17 protein-coding genes are annotated in these 17,372 nt (G+C 47.5%); 6 read left to right on the top strand and 11 right to left on the bottom strand.

Annotated features, from left to right (window positions below; all coding sequences use genetic code 11):
- Positions 1–82 precede the first annotated feature (82 nt).
- From N7U64_RS11910 to N7U64_RS11930, 5 genes are all read right to left on the bottom strand, one after another.
- Positions 83–1,978, bottom strand: coding sequence for an ABC-F family ATP-binding cassette domain-containing protein (locus N7U64_RS11910; protein WP_318929897.1), 1,896 nt, complete (start codon positions 1,976–1,978; stop codon positions 83–85).
- A gap of 1 nt (position 1,979) precedes the next feature.
- Complete coding sequence (locus N7U64_RS11915) at positions 1,980–2,678, bottom strand: lysophospholipid acyltransferase family protein (protein ID WP_318929898.1); 699 nt, start codon at positions 2,676–2,678, stop codon at positions 1,980–1,982.
- A gap of 78 nt (positions 2,679–2,756) precedes the next feature.
- Entirely contained in the window at positions 2,757–3,014 is a 258-nt protein-coding gene (locus N7U64_RS11920; RefSeq protein ID WP_012369519.1) for a hypothetical protein, read from the bottom strand.
- A 43-nt stretch (positions 3,015–3,057) separates the two neighbouring features.
- Positions 3,058–3,363, bottom strand: a complete 306-nt coding sequence (locus tag N7U64_RS11925) for a hypothetical protein (RefSeq protein WP_012369520.1) — start codon at positions 3,361–3,363, stop codon at positions 3,058–3,060.
- A gap of 124 nt (positions 3,364–3,487) precedes the next feature.
- Positions 3,488–3,655, bottom strand: coding sequence for a hypothetical protein (locus N7U64_RS11930; RefSeq protein ID WP_012369521.1), 168 nt, complete (start codon positions 3,653–3,655; stop codon positions 3,488–3,490).
- 213 nt (positions 3,656–3,868) lie between these two features.
- Here N7U64_RS11930 and N7U64_RS11935 point away from each other — a divergent pair, with 213 nt between their 5' ends.
- The 5 genes from N7U64_RS11935 to map all read left to right on the top strand — a co-directional run bounded on the left by N7U64_RS11935 (position 3,869) and on the right by map (position 9,041).
- Positions 3,869–4,723, top strand: a complete 855-nt coding sequence (locus tag N7U64_RS11935; RefSeq protein WP_214766405.1) for a S1-like domain-containing RNA-binding protein — start codon at positions 3,869–3,871, stop codon at positions 4,721–4,723.
- 338 nt (positions 4,724–5,061) lie between these two features.
- Positions 5,062–6,654, top strand: coding sequence for a DEAD/DEAH box helicase (locus N7U64_RS11940; RefSeq protein ID WP_012369523.1), 1,593 nt, complete (start codon positions 5,062–5,064; stop codon positions 6,652–6,654).
- A 95-nt stretch (positions 6,655–6,749) separates the two neighbouring features.
- Positions 6,750–7,016, top strand: a complete 267-nt coding sequence (locus tag N7U64_RS11945; protein ID WP_012369524.1) for a hypothetical protein — start codon at positions 6,750–6,752, stop codon at positions 7,014–7,016.
- A gap of 73 nt (positions 7,017–7,089) precedes the next feature.
- Positions 7,090–8,280 (top strand): EAL-associated domain-containing protein, encoded by a 1,191-nt coding sequence (locus tag N7U64_RS11950; RefSeq protein ID WP_012369525.1) that lies wholly within the window; start codon positions 7,090–7,092, stop codon positions 8,278–8,280.
- Between the two features lie 14 nt (positions 8,281–8,294).
- Positions 8,295–9,041 (top strand): type I methionyl aminopeptidase, encoded by a 747-nt coding sequence (map, locus tag N7U64_RS11955; protein WP_290829809.1) that lies wholly within the window; start codon positions 8,295–8,297, stop codon positions 9,039–9,041.
- 77 nt (positions 9,042–9,118) lie between these two features.
- Here map and menC read toward each other — a convergent pair whose 3' ends face one another.
- The 6 genes from menC to N7U64_RS11985 all read right to left on the bottom strand — a co-directional run bounded on the left by menC (position 9,119) and on the right by N7U64_RS11985 (position 16,272).
- A complete protein-coding gene (menC, locus tag N7U64_RS11960) occupies positions 9,119–10,198 on the bottom strand; it encodes an o-succinylbenzoate synthase (protein ID WP_318929899.1) in 1,080 nt (359 codons plus the stop codon).
- Positions 10,195–11,568 carry an o-succinylbenzoate--CoA ligase gene (menE, locus tag N7U64_RS11965; protein ID WP_318929900.1) on the bottom strand — a complete coding sequence of 458 codons (1,374 nt, stop codon included), beginning with the start codon at positions 11,566–11,568 and terminating at the stop codon, positions 10,195–10,197. Before menE ends, menC begins: the two co-directional genes overlap by 4 nt.
- A 73-nt stretch (positions 11,569–11,641) precedes the next feature.
- Positions 11,642–12,466 (bottom strand): 1,4-dihydroxy-2-naphthoyl-CoA synthase, encoded by an 825-nt coding sequence (menB, locus tag N7U64_RS11970; protein ID WP_012369530.1) that lies wholly within the window; start codon positions 12,464–12,466, stop codon positions 11,642–11,644.
- Positions 12,463–13,260 carry a 2-succinyl-6-hydroxy-2,4-cyclohexadiene-1-carboxylate synthase gene (gene menH / locus N7U64_RS11975; protein ID WP_318929901.1) on the bottom strand — a complete coding sequence of 266 codons (798 nt, stop codon included), beginning with the start codon at positions 13,258–13,260 and terminating at the stop codon, positions 12,463–12,465. The genes menB and menH overlap by 4 nt, the downstream gene beginning before the upstream one ends.
- On the bottom strand, positions 13,257–14,903 hold the full coding sequence (menD, locus tag N7U64_RS11980; RefSeq protein WP_214766393.1) for a 2-succinyl-5-enolpyruvyl-6-hydroxy-3-cyclohexene-1-carboxylic-acid synthase: 1,647 nt from the start codon (positions 14,901–14,903) through the stop codon (positions 13,257–13,259). Before menD ends, menH begins: the two co-directional genes overlap by 4 nt.
- Positions 14,893–16,272 (bottom strand): isochorismate synthase, encoded by a 1,380-nt coding sequence (locus N7U64_RS11985; RefSeq protein ID WP_318929902.1) that lies wholly within the window; start codon positions 16,270–16,272, stop codon positions 14,893–14,895. The genes menD and N7U64_RS11985 overlap by 11 nt, the downstream gene beginning before the upstream one ends.
- Positions 16,273–16,432: 160 nt before the next feature.
- Here N7U64_RS11985 and N7U64_RS11990 point away from each other — a divergent pair, with 160 nt between their 5' ends.
- A complete protein-coding gene (locus N7U64_RS11990; RefSeq protein WP_012369534.1) occupies positions 16,433–17,326 on the top strand; it encodes a 1,4-dihydroxy-2-naphthoate polyprenyltransferase in 894 nt (297 codons plus the stop codon).
- Positions 17,327–17,372 lie beyond the last annotated feature (46 nt).

A 17,372-nucleotide genomic window follows, 5' to 3' on the forward strand; every position in this document is an offset into this window, starting at 1 on the left:
TTTGTCCGGTTCATGTGAATCAAAAAAATAAATCGTATCCGTTCGTCGTGTTGACGAATGGATACGATTCTTAAGAAAAAAATTAGTTTTTATAGTTTTCGTATGCCTCGACTTTTTCGGATAAATAAGTCCAGTATTCCATCAACTGATCGATTTTTGCTTTCGCTTGTTCGATTTGCTGATAAAGATCGTTGACCTGACCTAAATCACTTCCGGAAGAAGCCAGTTGTTGCTCAAGAGATTCCGCCTGAAGTTCCGCTTCCTCGATTTGAGATTCAATCGTCTTCCAGTCGAGCTGTTCCTGATAACTTAGTTTTTTGGGTGTCTCGGCAGGCGGTGCTTCGACGGTCGGCACGTCTTTTACGACAGGTGCCTCGATGACGGAAGGGAGTTCCCGTTGCTCTAAATAATCGGTGTATTGACCGTAGTACGATACGATTTCACCGTTTTCAAATGCTAATAACCGGTTGACGACACGGTCCAGGAAATAGCGGTCGTGACTGACTGTGATGACGGTTCCCGGGAACGAGTCCAAATAATCTTCCAACACGGATAACGTTTCGGTATCCAAATCGTTGGTCGGCTCGTCAAGGAAAAGAACGTTTGGTTCATCCATCAAAATCGTGAGCAGTTTCAACCGTCGTTTTTCACCACCGGATAATTTACCGATTGGTTTATATTGTGCTTCCGGTTTAAACAAAAATTGTTCCAGCATCTGACTTGCCGTGATTTCCTGACCGTCCAGGGTCGTGATGACTTGGGCGATCCGTTCGACTTCTTCAATGACCCGGCGGTTAGGGTGACTGAATTCTGCGAATTGACCGTAAAAGCCGACTTTTACTGTTTCGCCGTGAATAACTTCACCGCTCGTCGGTTCCAGGCGTTTGGCAAGAATCGATAACAAAGTAGATTTTCCACTCCCGTTTCGTCCGACGATTCCGTATCGTTCCTTCCGGCCAAATAACCAGCTGAAATCATTGAACAACGTCCGATCGCCAAATTGCTGACTGACATCCACTGCTTCGATGACTTTTTTCCCGAGTCGGGTGGAGCCGACCTGAACTTCGAGCGCTGCTTCGTCTTCTTCGTAAGACAGTTCTTGCAGAGCATCCACCCGTTGAATCCGTGCCTTTTGTTTGGTCGTCCGTGCTTTCGCCCCGCGGCGCAGCCAGGCGAGTTCCCGCCGAAGGATGTTTTGTCGTTTTTCTTCCATCGAGGCTGTCCGTTCCCGGCGCTCCGCCCGTTTCTCGAGGAATGACTCATAATTGCCAACATAAAAGTAAGCTGTACCGTTCGCGATTTCCATCATATGATTCGTGACACGGTTCAAGAAGTAACGATCGTGGGTGATCAGTAAGATCGCCCCGCGGTATTCCTTAATTTGCGATTCAAGCCAAGTGATCGTCTCGGCGTCAAGTTCGTTGGTCGGCTCATCGAGGAGTAAAAGATCGGCTTCGTCGAGCAACGCTTCAGCCAGTCCGACCCGTTTTCGTTGTCCGCCTGACAAGGAACCGATCGTAGCTTCAAGATTCGTGATGCCGAGTTTATTTAAAATCATTTTGAGACGGGACTCAGTATCCCAGGCGTTCGCAGCATCGATTTCTGTTTGTGCGCTGATGAACCGTGTCAGTAACGTTTCATTTGCCGGATCTTGCTCAAGAGCCAACCGTGCAACTTCATAATGACGAAGCGCATTGATGGTGGGGGTATTGCCGGATAACAAAACCTGCATGACTGTTTGATCTTCCGGATAATCCGTTGACTGCGAAAGCAGGCGGATCCGGTAGTCATTTGGATGTTGAAGCTCACCGGCGTCCGGTGTTTCTTGTCCAGCTAAGATATGAAGCAACGTTGATTTTCCGGTACCGTTGACACCGATGATTCCGATCCGGTCACCGGGACTCACGGAAAAGGTGACATCCTCGAATACGATTTTATCGGCGAATTCTTTTTTTAGTTGATCGACTTTAAGTAACATGTCAGACTCCTTCTACAATTTCCTTGATTTGTTGTTCGACCAGAACGACCAGTTCTTTTTGCGACATGGATGTCGGGTCGATCGGTTTTAAAATCGTCACATCGACGGTCGCCGGTCGAATGCGTCCGGTTTCCTCCATGACACGATAGCTTCCTGAAATCGCAATCGGAACGACTAATGCTCCGCTCGATGTAGCCAGTGTAAAACTGCCTGCCTTAAACTCGGCGACAGGTCCTCCTTTAGAACGTGTGCCTTCGGGAAAAATAATCATCGATTGACCATCTTTAATCGTGTCGATTCCGGCCCGGATGGCTTTGAGGGACTGTCGGCGATCTTTGCGGTCAATCATGACACATCCCATCAGATTCATCCAGACATTCACAATGGGAATCTTGTTCACTTCAATTTTTGAGATGAAGGCTTTTGGTTTGTCGATTTTTCCGAGGAGGATCGGAACATCAAAATTACCTTGATGGTTAGCGATGAAGACGACCGGTTGGTCGGCCGGGATGTGTTCTTGACCCGTCATCTGGACTTTGACTCCGGCAAGCCGGAGTAATGAGTTTGCCCAGGCGTGAGCCACTTTTTGTGTATAGGCGTAGCGTGCGGCGTGCGTTCGACGTTTTGCCCCCGGAAGAAACGGTAATGTAAGGGGTAGAACCAGTCCGAAATGAATGAACCAGATGATTGTGCGTAACATAGTGGCATCAGACTCCTTTTTTTACTTTCAATGATTATTGTACAAAAAAAGACCGGGTATCGCACCCAGTCTTCGTCATCATTCCCAATAACGAGGTTCCGACTCTTCTTCGGTTTCTCCAAGTTCAAACGTCAAACGACGGGTCGTTGGGTCAATCGAGAAAGAAGCGTTAGTATTATCAATCTGTTTGATTTCCATCGACTCCTCGTCAAGGATCAATGTCAGTCGGACCTTATCTTCGTGATCGACAAGCAGGACGCCGTCTTCTTTTAACCACAGGTCGATGACAGGCGAGTAACGAAGGGTCCAACCGTTGGATAAGGGAATTTCATTCATAATGACTCAGTTCCTCCTAATAATACGAAGTTAAATCGGTTCTTTATTTATCATGCTGTTCTGTCGCCGATAATGCAAGTGGTGGAATGGATTCACGTTGATCGTAAGACAATTGATACGACTGTTCCCGTTTTTTCATCCGTTCATACTGCTTTTTGACTCGGCGATGCTGCACATATTCATGATAGGACTGGTGAGATGTCCGAAGGAGCTGTCTGAAGGAAGAGAGCGATAAGCAGATGGCGAGTGTAAAAACGAATACACCGATTGAATCTGTATAATAGCCGGTCGTATAACTCAAATATGTACTGATGAGACCTGTAAACGTTGTGAAAAGGTAAAACCACATGACATGCCCTCCTTATTTAGATGATGTACATCTTCTAAAAGAATTCGTGACGAAACCGTGATTTCCTGTATCGCCCTGTAAAACTTCGGGAAAAATAAAAAAATCCACACGCTTAGTGTAGATTTTATGGAGTGTCGATATGTTGAAGTGCAGGTGTCTTCGGAGACAGGTCTGTACTGTTCGAACCTTCTGCAAAAACGATTCCGATCGTTGCGAGGAATGCAAAAAAAGCAAATACCAATGTTTTTGTGAAGCGTCTTGCGAAAGAACGCGATTGAATGTTATGAAACATGTTTTTCCCCCATATTTAACTAAACTAAACCTTCTTTTTCCTATTGTTTAATCATATATCTTTTTTTCAAAAAAATCACTCAAATCAGAACCGTTCACAAAAATGTCATATTTGGTCACTTTTGCTTCATGTCGGAGAGGGGAGGAAAAAGAGTATAGTATGATAGGTGATACGCAGGAACAGATGGAAACAACAGAAGGGAGATGACCACTCATGGCATTACGCGCAGGACAGGTTGTCACATTAAAAGTAGAACGAGAAGCAGAGTTTGGTGTTTTCTTAAGTAACGGGGAAGAGGACATCTTACTTCATAATAATGAACAAACAAAAAAACTCGAACTTGACGAAGAAGTGGAAGTCTTTCTTTATCAGGACAACGAAGGGCGTCTCGCTTCTTCGATGACGATTCCGGAAGCATCGTTTGAAGACTATGTCAAAACGACGATTAACGGTACGCGTTACAATACAGGCGTATTTGCAAACATCGGTATTCAAAAAGACGTGTTAGTATCTCTTGATGATTTGCCGCAACGCCGGACATTTTGGCCGGAAGAAGGAGATCAACTCTACATTCGTCTGAAACATGACCAAAAACTTCGTTTACTCGGAGATCCGGCTCCATATGCGTATTTCAACTTACGGGCAAAACCAGCACCGGAAGAGTGGAATAACATGGATGTCGAAGGACTTGTCTTTGCTCAGCGGGATCCCGGCGTCAACGTCTGGGTCAATGAACAGACGATTGGTTTTCTCCATGAACAAGAGATGGAACGGTGGCCGCGACTTGGAGAAGTTATGAAATTACGGGTGACAAATGTGAAGCCAGATGGTACAGTATTACTTTCAGCAAGACCACGTGCTCACGAGGCAATCGACATCGATGCGGATTTGATCATGAATCACCTGCTTGAACATGGTGGTCAGATGTCGTATGGTGATAAGACACCTCCTGAGACGATTGATGAGGTATTTGGCCTAAGTAAGGCTGCCTTCAAACGTGCTTTAGGTCGATTGTTGAAAGACAAAAAAATAGAAAAACATGAAACGGGTATTCGGTTAACGAAATAAGTTAACCAACTTAAGCCTACGTTTCGAATAAATAGTTAGGAATTCATCATTTTGGTGGTTGCGGCTGGTACTTACCGGCGACCATTTCCAAATAAAACCCCATCACTAGTGGGGGCAAACGGCGCAAATTTAAGCGTTGTACGGTCCGGGCATCATGCCTTTCCCTCGCCCTTATGGCAACGATTATGATGGTGACTTCCCTAAACATTATTATACGCAGAAATAGCCCCTATCTTTAAGGAAGAGGTTCTGCTATAATAGGTAGTCGATTGTATTCGTTACGGTAGCGTCTGTTTAGTGGCAGACGCTTTTCATATGACAAAGGAGAGTATTTAGCATTGACAACATTTCGTGAATTAAATCTTAGTGAGGCACTTATCAAAGGTGTCCTAAAAATGGGCTTTGAAGAAGCAACTCCAATCCAAGCAGAAACAATTCCAGTCGGTCTTAGCGGCGTTGACTTAATCGGTCAAGCACAAACAGGAACAGGGAAAACAGCTGCATTCGGTATTCCAACGATTGAGCGTCTTGACGCAAAATCACGTTATATCCAAGCGTTGATCCTTGCACCGACTCGTGAGCTTGCGATTCAAGTAGCAGAAGAACTTAACCGCATTGGTGAAGTAAAACGTGTTCATGCATTGCCAGTATACGGTGGTCAGCAAATCGACCGTCAGATTCGTGCGCTTCGTAAGAACCCGCAAATCGTCGTCGCTACACCTGGTCGTCTAATGGACCACATGAACCGTAAAACATTAAACCTTGACCACGTCCAAACAGTTATCTTGGATGAGGCAGATGAAATGTTGAACATGGGCTTCGTGGAAGATATCGAAAAAATCTTGGGTACACTTCCGCCAACTCGCCAAACACTTTTATTCTCTGCGACAATGCCGCCGCAGATTCGTAAAATCGCAGATCGTTTCATGACGACTCCGACTCACATCAAAGTAAAAGCAAAAGAAATGACTGTCGAAAACATCGACCAATCATTCATCGAATTAAAAGAAAGCCAAAAATTCGACGTTCTTTGCCGCTTGATTGATACGGATTCTCCGGAACTCTCGATCATCTTCGGTCGTACGAAAAAACGTGTTGATGAGATGACAGAAGGTCTGATCCAACGTGGTTATACAGCTGACGGCTTACATGGTGACTTAACACAAGCAAAACGTGACCAAGTCATCCGTCGCTTCAAAAAAGGAACAATCGATATCCTTGTTGCAACTGACGTAGCGGCACGTGGACTTGATATTTCAGGCGTTACACACGTCTACAACTTCGACGTCCCGCAAGATCCGGAGAGCTATGTTCACCGTATCGGTCGTACAGGTCGTGCTGGTAAAACAGGATCAGCAATCACATTCGTTACACCACGTGAGTTTGGTCAAATCAAAACAATCGAACGTGTAACAAACAAAAAAATGTCACGTCGTCATGCACCGACGCTTGACGAAATCTTGGAAGGCAACTTGAAACTTGCTGCACAAGAGTTGATCAAACGTGTAGAAGCGAAAAACTCACAAGAGTATACAACACTCGCTCAAGAACTTCTTGAAGAGTATGAAGCGGTTGAATTAATCGCAGCAGCGCTTAAAGGATTAACGAAAGAGCCGGATGCAACGCCAGTTCAAATTTCGTCAATCGAACCAATCCGTGTTAAACGTTTTGGCAGCAACGGTGGCGGTGGTAACCGTCGTCCTTACGGCAACAAAGGTGGATCAGGTTCTGGTTCTTCTTCTAACCGTGGTGGCGGATACCGTGGCAGCAACCCACGTGGTGGGGAGCGCCGTGAAGGCGGTCGTCCTTCTGAAGGAAACCGTAGTTCTTCATCAGCGTCATCAGATCGCCGTGAAGGTGGATACGCTGGCCGTAACCGCAGTGAAAGTGATCGCAACCGTGGTGGACGTAAACCACGTTTTGAAAAGTAAGAAGTTTGAACCGATTTGTCACAGACAAGTCGGTTCTTTTTTATGAAATCTCGTGCTAAAATGAGCAATGAACGATATAGAGAGGGCGGAATTTTGTGTATATTATCTACGCTTTGGCATTTATTTGTCTCATTGTGCTAGTCGTCGCGACAAAACAGATCAGTGAGCGGACGACGAAAGGGCACTTCCGTTATATTCCTTTAGCAACCCTTCTGTTTGGCGGGATTATCTTTCTTGTCTTGGCGATTGGAAAAGGTGGGGCAACCGGTATTCAATATGGCGTGCTGAGTATCATCTATTTAACGGCGACATTTGGTGTCTATTTGTACATCGCAGTCAGAAAAGATACGACCTTATTTTAAAGACAGGACCTCTCTGATTACAGAGGGGTTCTTTTTTTGATAAGATGGAACAAGAGAAAAGGGGGGCAGAAGAATGGATGCCTTAGATGTCATTGTTCATCCCGAACAAATTGAAGCTTGGTTTCAGCCGATTGTCGGAGCGGCGCCTTTTAAAGTAGAAGGGTATGAAATTCAATCCCATTTCCGGGGAGAACCGTTAAAACCGTTTTTTCAAGAAGATGATGTACCAATCGAATACCAACTCGAAGTGATGAGTCATGTCATTCGACATGCCTTTCAAAAAGTACCGACGGATGCCCATTCGTTTGTTCTGGTCCGCTGTCGCCCGGCCTGGTTATTTGAGAACGGCGGCGAAGATTTTTTAAGTATTCTGCGTGATGCGCAGATTGATTTCCCGGAAGACCGGTTATACGTGACATTGACGGATGTTCAGGTCGATGATTTTGACCGCCTCGGCCGGATTGTCGCCTATTATCAAAATTCCGGTTTGAAGGTAGCGCTCGACCGGGCGGAAGCAACGAGTCTCGAACGGGTATTTTCGATGTCACCGGACATGCTGATTGTCGATTTGGCATCGATGATTGAGAAAAAAACGGTCTCGGCCAGTTATCCGCATTTATTGCAGACGATGGAACATCTCTGCGATCAGCTGGGTGCTCCGCTGTTGTACAAAAACATCAGCCACCTCGGTCAGTTGCGCTATGCCTGGCAGCACGGCGGACGATATTACATGGGGAACCTACTCGGCGAAACGACACCGGATTGGGTGACGACGTGCCCGGGAATGGACATTTTGCTGCATGAGGTTCCGATGTTTTATAAATATGACCGGGAACAGATGAACCGGCTGTTTCAACTCGAACAGGACTGGACCGTTCGATTCAACGAATATTGCCAGTCCGTCAGGCCGGAGGAAGACCTCGACAGTTGGTTGTTAATGTTAGCGAAAAAGATGGAGCCGGAGTTCATTCGATTCTATATTACGGATGCCAATGGGTTCCAGCAGTCATCAAATATCAGTAAAAAAAGCGGCGAATGGAAACGTTATTCGTTTTATCAAGGATACAATTGGAGTTTCCGGCCGTATTTCATCCGTACGACAGTAGCGATGGAACGACGGCATACCGGCTATTTATCGGACCGGTACGTCGACTTCAGTTCCGGGGAGCAGACACGGACTTTCAGTATGCCGCTGAATAATGGGATGTTCTTATTTGCTGATATTTCAGCAGACTATTTATATCAAGAACGATTGAGTGAATGAGGAGGAAATGAATAATGTTGGATTATGATTACGATGCATTACGTGAAATCGGACGGATTGTCGCCATTGCACGCGATGAGATGGCAGATGCCGTCAAACCGGGGATTACGACGAAGGAATTAGACGAGATCGGGGCACGGATCCTGAAAGAACACGGGGCGGAATCGGCACCGATCGTCATGTATGACTTTCCGGGAGCAACTTGTATCAGTGTAAATGAAGTGGCCGCACATGGTATTCCGGGAGCGTACGTCATCAAAGAGGGAGACATTGTTAATGTTGACGTCTCAGCCGTAAAGAATGGTTATTACTCCGATACCGGCAAAACGGTTATCGCAGGACAAGCCCGTCGTCCGGAAGATGTCCGGTTGGTCGAAGTTTCGTTGTCCGCCCTTGAAAAAGGATTGGAGAAAGTAAAAGCCGGAACGAAGGTCAATCAGATTGGGAAAGCGATTTATGCCGAGACACGGAAAAGCGGCTTTACCGTCATTCGGAACTTGGCGGGACATGGTCTCGGAAAGACATTACACGGCGAGCCGGAATCGATTTCGAACTACTTCAGCCGCGAGGAAAATGATTTGTTGAAAGAAGGACAAGTCATTGCCGTCGAAACATTTATCTCGACCGGCGACGAGTTCTGTATGGAAGACGAGAAAGACGGCTGGACCTTATATACACCAAATAAAAGTCTCGTTTCGCAATTTGAACATAGCGTCATCGTCTTAAAAGACGGATATGAGATTTTAACGAAAGTTGATTGAGTCTAAATTTATGAACCGCTGAAAATAAACAGGAGTATCAAGTCCCTTGATTAAAACGGGATTTGATACTCCTATTTTTAAAGTTTTTTTGTTGAAACGGCCAATCGTTCGAGCCGTTCCCGGGAAACCGGATGTTCAGCATATCGGATAGACCCGTTTTCGACGATATAGTCCTGTTCGAGTAAATCTTCAATGAAATACTGATCGGTTCCAGACATATCAATCGGATAAGCAAGTCCCGGTAAGGTGGCGAATGCCAACGTTTGGCGCCGTCCAATCCCGCTCTCGAACATGCCGCCTAACCAGTACGATGGCGAAATGCTTCGCACATCGAGCGCTGCTGTCAGACCGCCGAGACGAGCCGGCTTAATATTGATGATTTGACCCGCCTGCAATGTTCGCATCAGTAAAGCATCCTGTGTCGTCTGGATGGATTCATCGAGACAAAGCGGTGTCTTCAGTAAGGAGGCGGCATGCTGATGACTTAACCAGTCGTCAGCGGGAAACGGCTGTTCCATCATCAGCATCGAAAATGTATCCCACTCTTGAAGGAGCGGTAAATCAGCTACCTGAAAACTTCCGTTGGCATCAAACATTAACGGAGCATCCGGAAAAGATTTGCGAACCTGTTCCAAAACCGCAGTATCCGTCGGAGCGAGTTTCAACTTAATCCGTTCGAATCCATCGTTTAATGCTTGACCTACTGCTTCCACCGTTTGCTCGGCTGAGGAGCGACCGAGTGCTTTTCCGCACGGAATCGACCGGTTTTCGTCACCACCGAGGTAAGCGGCAAGAGAGGTCTGCTCCGCTTGGGCAAATAATTCATGAACAGCCCCGTCGAACATGGCTTTTGCCATCTGATTTCCTTTAATCGGCTGAAAGCGTGCAGCAACGGCAGCGGGTGAGGATAAAGGTGCTACAGCAAGCAAACGGTACAGGAGCGGGGACAAGGCACGAAGAGAATCCTGTGTTTCCGCCGTGTACCAAGGTGTCTCGAAAGCGACGCCTTCCCCGTAGCCGATGCGTCCTTCCTGGTCGGTCAGCCGTAAAATGGTCGTCCGTCGTTTCGACAAGGTAGAGATGGCGGTCTGCATCGGCTGGCGAAACGTCAAATAGACATCAAACAGCTCCGCACTGCGCAGGGTAATGGTCGTCATAGCGACTCCTTGAGCTGGCGCCGAATCAGTTTACCGTTTGCATTGCGCGGTAATGTATCACGGTAAAAGTAGCTGACGGGACATTTATATTTGGCCAGTAAGCGTTCCATTTCTTGCCGGACATCAGTTTCTGACAGTGTACTGACGATGAAGGCAACCGGTACCTGCCCCCAGACCGGATCAAACCGTCCAACGACACCGGCTTCCGTGATGCCGGAGATTGATAATAAGGCGGCTTCGACTTCTGCCGGATAAATATTTTCACCACCGGAAATGATCAAGTCGCTTCTTCGATCTAATACATACAGGTAACCGTCGGCATCGATCCGTCCGAGATCACCGGTCTTCAAATAACCGTCAGCAGTAAAAGCGGCGGCTGTCGCTTCCGGATTAGCGAAATATCCGTTCATGACAGTCGGTCCCTTGACTTCAATTTCCTGATACCGATTGATCCGGATTTCCGTCGGAGCGATGGCTTTACCGGCAGAACCGATTTTCCGGATCGCTTCTTCCGGCAGGAGTGTCGCCACTTGTGAAGCGGTTTCGGTCATACCGTATGTTTGCATGACGGGAATGCCGCGGTCTAACGCCCGTGTCAGAATCGGTAACGGGACAGGCCCTCCGCCCGTCAAAACAACGCGTAAATCAAACCGTCGTAATCCGGCTTCGAGCAACCGATCCAACATGACGGAAACGAGAGAAATATGTGTGATGTGTTCTGTCTGGATCCATGTAATGGTCTTGTTCGGTGAAAAATGAGGCTCAAGGATAAGTGGAACACCATAGATGACGGAACGGTAAACGACGGCAAGACCGCTCATATGAAATAACGGCGTGACGACCAGGAACCGGTCATCCGGATAGGAACCGGTATGGCGGGCCGCATTCATGGCACTTGAAAAATGATTGAGCATTGTCTGTTCGACCGCTTTTGGCCGCCCGGTCGTACCGCTTGTAAATAACATCGACTGAATATAATGTTTTGGCATATGCCGGACGAGAACATCAGGTGCCGGCTTGACGACATGAAACGGCAGCCGTTTAACCGGTGCATCGATCGGACGATCTGAGATGACGAACCGGACATCGGCTTGTTGGAGTTGCAGATGGACTTCCGCTTGGCTCAGACGAATATTGATCGGAACAATCGTCAATTCAAGCAATTGAGCCGCATGGACAGCAATGATATAGCTGCTGCTTGAAGGACCATATAAAGCGATGCGGTCACCGCGTGACAGCAGGGGAGCCCAGGAACTGGCAAGTTCATGCGCTTTTGTATAAAGGGCAGACCAGGTCAGACGCTCGTTGTCCGTGATGAGGGCAAGATCGTCCGGCTGTTCTTTGGCACGCGTGTAAATCCAAGGATACACGGATTGTCACTTCCTTTCTGAATGATGATAAGAAAAAGGTTCAAACGTCTTTCGACATTGAACCTTTTTTGTATTATGGGAATCGTGGGAACTGTCCGAAGTCAGGATCACGTTTTTCTTTAAACGCGTCACGGCCTTCTTTTGCTTCCTCTGTCGTGTAATACAGTAACGTGGCGTCACCTGCAAGTTGTTGAATACCTGCAAGGCCGTCTGAATCGGCATTAAACGCAGCTTTTAAGAAACGAAGTGCTGTTGGTGAATGCTGAAGGATTTCAGAACACCATTGGATTGTTTCTTGCTCCAAATCAGCCAGTGGAACGACCGTATTGACGAGACCCATATCAAGTGCTTGTTGGGCATCGTATTGACGGCAAAGGTACCAGATCTCACGTGCTTTCTTATGACCAACGACGCGAGCGAGGTAACCAGAACCATAACCAGCATCAAACGAACCAACTTTAGGACCAGTTTGTCCAAATTTGGCATTGTCTGCTGCGATCGTCAAATCACAGACGAGGTGAAGAACATGTCCGCCACCGATTGCATAGCCTGCTACCATAGCGATGACCGGTTTCGGAATAACACGGATCAGACGTTGTAAATCAAGGACATTTAAGCGCGGGATTTCATCCTCACCGACATAACCACCATGTCCGCGAACTTTTTGGTCGCCGCCTGAACAGAAAGCAAGATCGCCTTCACCGGTCAAGACGATGACACCGACGTTTTGATCGTCACGTGCACGTGAAAAAGCATCGATCAATTCGTGAACCGTCTTCGGACGGAAAGCATTCCGTACTTCTGGACGGTTGATTGTGATTTTTGCAATTCCATTCCATTTTTCATACTTGATGTCTTCGTAGCTACGGGCAGCTGCCCATTCTGGAACGTATCTCATTTCAATTCCCCCATTTGATTAATTAAGAGTAGTTTCTCTACTATTGTAACAAACTTTTCCGGTTGGTCGATATGTGGGGCATGTGATGCACCTTCAATTAAATGAATTTTTTCCGATGGAGCGGCTTCGATGGCAATTTTTTTAAATTTATCATCGTCGTTTCCGACAATCCAATCAATCGAGGAGGTGTCAAGTAAATGCCAGACCGGAGTCATATTGCCAGTTCCTTGAGCGATCAAAGAAGCGGCCAGCCCTTCCGGTGATTGGGCAAGGCGTCCACGACGAATCGATTCTTGTACTTCAACCGGCAGATGACGTTGGCTTGCAAACAGCGGGAGCGACTCCCAATAATCGATGAAATCGGCTAAACCATCTGTTAGTAAACGATCAGCAAGACGACGGTCGGCTTGACGGCGTAATCGTCGTTCATGTGCCGAGCGGAGACCCGGAGTCGTGCTGACAGCAATCGTCTGCTTTACCTGTTTCGATGTCGCAGCAAGCAGGAGTGCGATTCGTCCGCCCATCGAATAACCGAGAACGGACCAGTCTTCCTCACGGGTCGCAAGCAAACTTTTTAAATCTTTTACTTGTTCCGTCAAGCGCATACGTTGATAAGAAGCGGATGCGGTACGGCCGTGGCCTAGCAAATCAATCCGGTAAACGGTAAAGTCTGACTGCAACCGGCTTCCGAACAGATCCCATGTTGCACTGCTCCCGGTGAAACCGTGCAACAGCAACAGCGGCGGACCGCTTCCGCTGATCTCGACATGGTATTCCTGATGCCGTAGTTTCATCGGAACGTCTCCTGCAGTGCCTCGTTTGTCTGCTCCCAAATCAAACGGTGCAGGCGGACATTCTCCGGACGATCGGTGACGATTTCCAAGACCCGTGTCGCAGTCGCTTGTTGTTGCAGGGTCGAATGAAGATGCGTAATCGAGGAAATCCGTTCATACTCGACACCGTAACCGGCAGCAAGATGACTGAAATCAACGTCTTGTGCTGTTCCGAATAAAGGTTCGAACAACGCCGGATCGAGATTTTGTTGCGGCAGAAAACTGAAAATCCCGCCACCCGTGTTATTCACTAACAGAATCGTAATCGGAACGGTTTGCGCCATCAGCAATCCGTTGATATCATGCAAGAACGCCAGGTCACCGACAAGCAGATAACGGTTTTCGGCTTCATAGGTCGCGCCGAGAGCACTTGAAAGAATGCCGTCAATGCCATTGGCACCCCGGTTGGCAAGAATACGAAGCGGTGTCCCCATCGGTAAAAAGGTATCCAAGTCCCGAATCGGCATACTGTTCGAAACAAACAGACTGCCGTCTGTTAAATCATTTAATGCCCGGACGACATTATATTCCGTCAGCTGATTGGCATCCAGAGAAGAAAAAACAGTCTGTACGGTGTTCTCTGCCCGTTGCAGGGTCTCGAGATAAGAGGTTTCATGCACGGTCACAGGAGCGGTTTTCAGTTGGCTCGGATGACCGCTTAAAAAATGAGCCTGCAACTGGGGATCGCGCCAGTTTCCGGGATGGCCGAGAACTGTCGTCGGAATTCCTTTTGACCAAAGCAGATACGGTTTTGAGGTCGGCATCGCACCGAATCGTAAAATGTGTTCCGGGCGGATTTTATCGTGAATCGCTGTTGCCTTTAACCACGTATCGTAATAGCCGAAAACCGTATCGTTGGAAGAACGGCGGCCTTGACTCAACGGATCGGCCAAAACAGGAATTCGTGCACGGTTTGCATAGTCCAGAATGATTTGTGTATCGGCAAGAGAAATTTGAGGTCCGATGACAATCAAAAGACGCGAGATTGATAAAATTTCAATGAGTTTTTCGGTAGGATTTTCCGCCTGTGGTTGATTCAGTTGTCCGACAGGCTGACCCGTTTGTAAGAGATCCAGTTCGGGAATTAATGGTTCCCGAAGCGGAATATTGATATGAACCGGACCGGCGGGCTCTGAAAGCGCGAGAAGAACGGCTCGTTCCGCCGCGTGCTGGACGTAAGGAAGAGCAGTCTCTTCCGGTAACGGCAAATCAAAGGCATGCCGGACCTGTTTTCCGTAGAGAGCGACTTGATCGATTGCTTGGGGTGCGCCGACACCACGCAACTCGTGGGGGCGATCCGCCGTCAATACGATCAAAGGCAGCTCGAAAATATTGGCTTCCGTCACGGCCGAATAATAATTCGTAGCTGCTGTTCCACTCGTACAAATCAGGGCGACCGGACGCAAGACATCCTCCGTCCGTGTCAAACCAAGGGCAAAAAAACTAGCCGACCGTTCGTCGATGAGGACGTGGGTACGGCTAAAAGGGTGAAGAAAGGCAGCGATGGCAAGTGGTGTCGAACGGGATCCGGGACTGATGACGAAATCCCGGACACCGCTTTTCACTAAATTATCGATTAATGCGTGCATCCATTTACTCAACATAAATATCATCCTTTTCTATCGTACAGAGATGCGACAGAGCCTGCAGCATCGGTGATAGTTTCGTTTCGGTTTCTTCGAGTTCACTGTGAAGAACGGATCCTTCGACGAGTCCACAACCGGCATAAAGAACAGCCGAGCGATCGGTAAACAGACCGGAACGGATGGCGACGATGAACTCACCGTTTTCCTGTCCGTCCATCCAACCGACGGGAGAACCGTACCAGCCACGCTCGAACGTTTCAATTTCGCGGATGGCGGCGACGGCTTCCTCTTTTGGTTCTCCACCGAGAGCAGGTGTAGGGTGAAGTTTTTCAATCAGCTGAAAGAGACTGACTTCAGGTGACAGCGTAGCGTTGATCGGAGTGTACAGATGCTGGATGTGACGATTCTTCAGCAACATCGGTTCATCCGGTTTGTCGATCGTCGTCGAGAGTCCTTGGAGTGTCTGTTCGATTGAATCAACGACAATCGCATGTTCATGACGGTTTTTGTCGTCCTGTAACAGCGACTGTCCGAGTGCGTTATCTGTCGTCTCGATGGCATGTCGAGGAGCAGATCCGGCGACGGCAGCTGTCTTAAGTTCAAGACCGGATTTTAAAATCAATCGTTCCGGTGTCGCACCAAGGAAAGCTTCGTCTGCCGTCGGTTGAAAGAAGAAGATATAGCTGCCTGGCTGCGATGATTCGAGTTCCTGAACAAGTCCGGCCAAGTCGATCGGTTGATCAAGCTCGTAGACGACTTCACGGGCCAAGACGATTTTTTTGAGTGATGTTTTTAAGAGTTGTGTCGCTTGATGGAAAGAAGCTTCGAAAGCATCATTTCCGTCACGCGTCAGTCGAATCCGGGTCACGAACCGGTCGGATTTTGGAGTATGCAGTTCTGCATATTCGACAGCCAACTGATTGAGGATTTTTTCTGCGTTAGATTGCGGTTCAACGAACGCAAAAACCGTTACCGTCGTACGACCATCTTGTTCCAGATAAAGATACTTCGGAATGGTCATTGAAGCTTCCCCAAAAGAAGACCAACGAAATTCAGTGTGTTTCAGTTCCGAAAAAGAGAAGCCGCAAAAGGCAAATAAATCGGTGCCGACATGATCCCGATTCAAATTTGACCACATGGACTGCATCCGTAAAAACCGGTCCTGTCCTGCTGTTTTTAATTGTTGCGTAATACCAAAACCGATGGCGCGCATCGATCGATCAGGTGTCGTAAAATAAAAGCGTTCTTCCGTCCCGAATGACAGCGCGCTAACATCCTGCGCCTCGACATTCCAAGAATACGCGGCGATGATAGACCGTTGATATGCATTCGCATGACCAACAGCACGTTCAATACATTGTTTAAGCTCATGTTGAGCGTAGGCCATACCGCTCATTGCCCCCTAGTCTAAAGATACTGTGATACGTTTCACTTATTCTCAGTGTAAACTTTTTATGTGAAAAAAAGAAGGAATAAGCTATCTTGGATTGAGCATTGACAGTAAAAAACGAAACCCGATACACTTAGACAGGAAAGGGGTTTATTATATGAATAAATCAATCGCTGTATACTGGCGAATGACACGACCACATACGCTGACGGCAAGTTTTGTACCTGTCGTCGTAGGAACGGCTATCGTGGCACCGCGGATCGAATCGTTACGGATGGATCTGTTTTTTGCCATGTTGATCGCATCGATGCTGATTCAGATTGCGACGAACTTATTTAATGAATATTACGACTACAAGCGCGGGCTTGATACGGAAGACTCGGTGGGCATCGGCGGATCGATTGTCCGTGACGGTTTTAAACCGGGAACGATTTTGGCGTTTGCCTTCTCGTTGTATGGTATTTCGGCCTTGCTTGGTATCTATTTGTGCCTTGAAACAACATGGTGGTTACTACTAATCGGCATCGTATCGATGTTCGTTGGTTACATCTATACGGGCGGACCGTTACCGATCGCCTACACACCATTCGGGGAAATCGTCGCCGGTTTCTTCATGGGCTATGTCATCATCGCGATTTCAGCTTATTTGCAGATCGGGTATGTTCCGACGGAAGCGATCGCCATTTCGATTCCGGTATCGATTTTAATCGGCTCGATTTTGCTCGCAAATAACATACGGGATCTCGACAATGATAAAGTCAACGGCCGAAAGACAATCGCCTGTTTAGTCGGGCATCAAAAAGCCGTTTACGTCCTGATTGCCTTTTTTGCCGCTGCAATCATCTCACTTTTGATTGCCGTACTGGCCTTTAACGTCACCTGGTGGGCATTGCTTGCTCTTTTGAGCATTCCGCTGATGATCAAAGCCGTAAAATTATTCTGGCGTGATCTGCCACCGCAGGAATTGATGCCGGGTATGGCTCAGACCGGAAAGGTCAATACGATTTTCGGATTATTGCTTGCGATCAGTTTGACGATTGCCAACTTGTGACCGGAAAACTGTTTTTATGAACGGAATCCCGAATGATGGACGGATA

Source organism: Exiguobacterium sp. K1 (genome assembly GCF_033721435.1).
Taxonomy (GTDB): Bacteria; Bacillota; Bacilli; order Exiguobacteriales; family Exiguobacteriaceae; genus Exiguobacterium_A; species Exiguobacterium_A artemiae.

What these genes read in the sequence shown, in the direction of transcription:
- N7U64_RS11925 (WP_012369520.1), bottom strand. Translation starts at nt 3,363, where the DNA reads ATGTGGTTTTACCTTTTCACAACGTTTACAGGTCTCATCAGTACATAT.
- menD (WP_214766393.1), bottom strand. Translation starts at nt 14,903, where the DNA reads ATGTTGAGTAAATGGATGCACGCATTAATCGATAATTTAGTGAAAAGC.
- N7U64_RS11935 (WP_214766405.1), top strand. Translation starts at nt 3,869, where the DNA reads ATGGCATTACGCGCAGGACAGGTTGTCACATTAAAAGTAGAACGAGAA.
- menB (WP_012369530.1), bottom strand. Translation starts at nt 12,466, where the DNA reads ATGAGATACGTTCCAGAATGGGCAGCTGCCCGTAGCTACGAAGACATC.
- map (WP_290829809.1), top strand. Translation starts at nt 8,295, where the DNA reads ATGTTGGATTATGATTACGATGCATTACGTGAAATCGGACGGATTGTC.
- N7U64_RS11920 (WP_012369519.1), bottom strand. Translation starts at nt 3,014, where the DNA reads ATGAATGAAATTCCCTTATCCAACGGTTGGACCCTTCGTTACTCGCCT.
- N7U64_RS11950 (WP_012369525.1), top strand. Translation starts at nt 7,090, where the DNA reads ATGGATGCCTTAGATGTCATTGTTCATCCCGAACAAATTGAAGCTTGG.
- N7U64_RS11910 (WP_318929897.1), bottom strand. Translation starts at nt 1,978, where the DNA reads ATGTTACTTAAAGTCGATCAACTAAAAAAAGAATTCGCCGATAAAATC.
- N7U64_RS11915 (WP_318929898.1), bottom strand. Translation starts at nt 2,678, where the DNA reads ATGTTACGCACAATCATCTGGTTCATTCATTTCGGACTGGTTCTACCC.
- menC (WP_318929899.1), bottom strand. Translation starts at nt 10,198, where the DNA reads ATGACGACCATTACCCTGCGCAGTGCGGAGCTGTTTGATGTCTATTTG.
- menH (WP_318929901.1), bottom strand. Translation starts at nt 13,260, where the DNA reads ATGAAACTACGGCATCAGGAATACCATGTCGAGATCAGCGGAAGCGGT.
- N7U64_RS11990 (WP_012369534.1), top strand. Translation starts at nt 16,433, where the DNA reads ATGAATAAATCAATCGCTGTATACTGGCGAATGACACGACCACATACG.
- N7U64_RS11930 (WP_012369521.1), bottom strand. Translation starts at nt 3,655, where the DNA reads ATGTTTCATAACATTCAATCGCGTTCTTTCGCAAGACGCTTCACAAAA.
- N7U64_RS11985 (WP_318929902.1), bottom strand. Translation starts at nt 16,272, where the DNA reads ATGGCCTACGCTCAACATGAGCTTAAACAATGTATTGAACGTGCTGTT.